The sequence below is a fragment of the Glaciimonas sp. GG7 genome (genome assembly GCF_052976905.1).
In genome coordinates, this window is sequence record NZ_JBRIIQ010000188.1 from 1 (window position 1) to 3,133 (window position 3,133).

A 3,133-nucleotide genomic window follows, 5' to 3' on the forward strand; every position below is an offset into this window, starting at 1 on the left:
ATGTTGTGAATAAAAATTTCTACGCCGAAACATGCGCCGTAGGTGACGAATAACAGGAAACCGAGGGCTATGCAGAAATAGGGGGACTTGTAGTTGCACCAGGTTACCAGCGCAAGGGATCGGGTACAAAACTTATCCGCAAGTCAGAGCTATGGGCCATTAGTCGCGGCTACACGCGAGTCCGTCTTCGCTCAGGCGTCCACAGAGAAGCGGCACATCTTTTTTATGTATCCCGTGGCTACAAGAAATCCAACGCCAGCTACGCCTTTGAGCTTCATGTTTAGTCCGCAAAGGTCGAATGTTAATCACTCCCCATCACAACACTCTGATAGCACTGAAATTACTCGAATCAGACCTGGCAGCCTGTCGGACTTACGAGTAATCGGCTGCAAAATGTGCTGGACGGTCCATAGTTCACCAGTTTCTTGACCAATAGCGCGCTATTGGCGCTGCGAATCTGGCAGAATCTGTCCTCGCCCAGCACATTTTTCGCTTCGATTCCGCAAGTCCGACAGGCTGCTAGAAATAAACCTATGAAAATCGCCGTCATCTCTGACATCCACGGCAATCTTGCCGCACTCGAAGCCGTGCTTGCTGATATTCAAATGCGTGGTGTCGATCTGATTGTCAACCTCGGCGATATTTTATCGGGGGCATTGCAGCCTTGCGAAACTGCGGATAGATTGATGGCGCTCAATTTCCCGACGATTAAAGGCAATCACGAGCGGCAGGTACTCTCGGGTGATCTGAGTCGGATGGGGCCATCCGACCTTTATGCATATGAAACGATACGCCCCGACCAACGCCAGTGGATAGCCGCATTACCGACATCACTCACCTTTGATGATGTGCTTTTGGTGCATGGCACACCGACTAGCGATCTGGAATACTTTTTAGAAACAGTCACCGAAAGTGGATGCAGGCCAGCAACGATGGCAGAAATTATTTCCCGCGCCGGCTCTGCCAATGCGTCTCTTATCCTTTGCGGACATACCCATTTACCGAGATCCGTACGTCTTGATGATGGACGTTTAATCGTTAATCCAGGAAGTGTCGGGCTACAAGCCTATTACGACGACCATCCATTTTTCCATGTGATGGCGACTGGAACCCCGCATGCAAAATATGCGATTGTTACCAACGAAAAAGGCAATTGGGCATCCAAAAACATTTCTGTAGGTTATGACTGGGAGACGGCAGCAGTCATGGCTGAAGCTAATGGTCGATCCGATTGGGTAATTCCACTTAAAACAGGACTGTACACATCATGATGAATTCACCGCTCGCCGTCGTTCAGGCGCAGCTTGACGCCTATAACGCTAAAGACATCGATGCCCTGATGCTGACCTATGCAAAGGACGCCGAACAATTCACGCTGCATGGAGAATGCATTGCGCAGGGACACGCAGAACTTCGTTCGCGCTTCCTTGCCCGATTCGCTGAACCTGATCTACACGCACGCCTGCTTTCACGCATCGTGGTCGGCAATATCGTCACCGATTCGGAAAGCATTACTCGCAATTTTCCAGAAGGTATCGGCACGCTTGAAATGCTGTGTATTTACGAAATTGTGCACGGAAAAATTCAACGAGCATCGTTTGCCATCGGCAATCGGATCGAAGCGGTGTGTCACAAAGTCGAGGATTGAGCAGACGCAATCAGATAAGGCGTCAGAAGCGCGGTCAACCAGGTCATCACAACCTGGACCCGCGGTGCAAGTTGACGCCGGTTGGCGTACAGCAATGAAACCGGCATCGGACAGGCCGTATGCTCGGGTAACACCAGCACCAGCGCTCCTTGATCAAGCAATCTCTGCATCCCCAGCGTCGGGGCCTGAATAAGGCCCAAGCCAGCCAGTGCCGCGGCCTGATACGCATCAGTACCGTTCACCGTCACCGCAGCCTGCATCGGCTGCGTCTTGTAGGCGTCGTCGGCTCGGTCAAAATATTCCCATCCGGCTTCGTTCGAGGTGAGTTTCGGCGTGTAGTGGACCACGCGGTGCCAGGCCAGATCGGCGAGGGTTTGGGGTGTACCGTGCTCGCGCAGATAAGCAGGACTGGCGGCGTTGGACATCTGCATGGCCCCCAGAGACCGGGCAACGAGCTCAGAGTTTTCCAGCGCTCCTATCCGCAAAATGCAGTCGAATCCTTCGTGGACCAGATCGACACGGCGGTCGGTGGTGCTGATGCCGACTTCGAGCAAGGGGTGTGCGCTCAGGAATTCAGGCAGACGCGGAATGATGACATCGCGCGCGATGATATTAGGCAGGTCGATTCTGAGCCGTCCGGTCAACCCGCTTGCGGCGGGCTGAAACATGGCCTGTAATAGTTCAGCTTCGGCCAGCAACTCCTTGCAGCGCCCAAGAAAACGTTTACCGTCTTGTGTCAGGCGCACGCTACGCGTAGTGCGTTGCAGCAGGCGCGTGCCCAGACGTGCTTCAAGTTGTTGCACCGATGTCGATACGTGCCCCTTAGCCAGCCCTAGTTGTTCTGCGGCGCGGCTAAAGCTAGCCAAGTCAGCGACTCGGGAAAAGATGCGGAGTTCTTCGAGATTCATCACATTTGTAAGTCCTATTGATTGTTCTGTTTAAAAGAACAGTGTAGCCAGTTTATGGGACTTTATCGTCCGTCAGAAAATGATTAAAGTTCACCCATCACATTCACTCAAGGATTTACCCATGACGACGCACACAACCCCCATCGCTCTGATCACCGGTGCCAATCGCGGTCTCGGACGCAGCACGGCGCTAAAACTTGCCGAACGCGGCGTTGACGTTATCCTCACATTCAACAGCAATGCAGCCGAGGCGCACGCCGTCGTCCAACAAATTGCGGCGCTAGGTCGCCGGGCCGTCGCCATACAACTCGATGTCGCCGACAGCAAAAACTTCCCCGTATTTGCAGACGCGGTAAAAACACGACTTGCCGACACATGGCAGCGTGATCGCTTTGACTACCTCGTCAACAACGCCGGGATTGGTCTGCACGCAGATATTACGGAGACGACCGAAGAAGCGTTCGATACCCTTTTCAACATTCATTTGAAGGGTCCGTTTTTCTTGACGCAAAAACTGCTGCCTTTAATCGATTCGTGCTTGTCCGTGGTACTCGGCATAGAACTACTGAGTCGGAGA

General features: G+C 52.9%; 4 protein-coding genes and 1 pseudogene. 4 read left to right on the forward strand and 1 reads right to left on the reverse strand.

Annotation, left to right across the window (positions count from 1 at the left end; translation table 11 throughout):
* Positions 1 to 74: 74 nt before the first annotated feature.
* The 3 genes and pseudogenes from ACVBEF_RS20915 to ACVBEF_RS20925 all read left to right on the forward strand — a co-directional run.
* Positions 75 to 284: pseudogene (locus ACVBEF_RS20915) on the forward strand (GNAT family N-acetyltransferase); the annotation flags it as partial.
* 249 nt (positions 285 to 533) lie between these two features.
* Positions 534 to 1,271, forward strand: coding sequence for a metallophosphoesterase family protein (locus ACVBEF_RS20920; protein ID WP_447125825.1), 738 nt, complete (start codon positions 534 to 536; stop codon positions 1,269 to 1,271).
* A complete protein-coding gene (locus ACVBEF_RS20925) occupies positions 1,268 to 1,648 on the forward strand; it encodes a nuclear transport factor 2 family protein (protein WP_447125826.1) in 381 nt (126 codons plus the stop codon). Before ACVBEF_RS20920 ends, ACVBEF_RS20925 begins: the two co-directional genes overlap by 4 nt.
* On the opposite strand, the gene ACVBEF_RS20930 is transcribed toward ACVBEF_RS20925, so the two are convergent.
* The gene (locus ACVBEF_RS20930) at positions 1,630 to 2,556 is read right to left on the reverse strand and encodes a LysR substrate-binding domain-containing protein (RefSeq protein WP_447125827.1); all 927 of its coding nucleotides are present in this window, start codon (positions 2,554 to 2,556) and stop codon (positions 1,630 to 1,632) included. The two genes, ACVBEF_RS20925 and ACVBEF_RS20930, sit on opposite strands and share 19 nt — an antisense overlap.
* 121 nt (positions 2,557 to 2,677) lie before the next feature.
* Between ACVBEF_RS20930 and ACVBEF_RS20935 the strand changes: the two genes are divergently transcribed.
* Positions 2,678 to 3,133: SDR family NAD(P)-dependent oxidoreductase (locus ACVBEF_RS20935; RefSeq protein WP_447125828.1), on the forward strand; the 456-nt coding region annotated here is incomplete at its 3' end.

Excerpts from the sequence above, each read along its gene's own strand:
- ACVBEF_RS20925 (WP_447125826.1), top strand. The coding sequence starts at position 1,268 with ATGATGAATTCACCGCTCGCCGTCGTTCAGGCGCAGCTTGACGCCTAT.
- ACVBEF_RS20930 (WP_447125827.1), bottom strand. The coding sequence starts at position 2,556 with ATGAATCTCGAAGAACTCCGCATCTTTTCCCGAGTCGCTGACTTGGCT.
- ACVBEF_RS20920 (WP_447125825.1), top strand. The coding sequence starts at position 534 with ATGAAAATCGCCGTCATCTCTGACATCCACGGCAATCTTGCCGCACTC.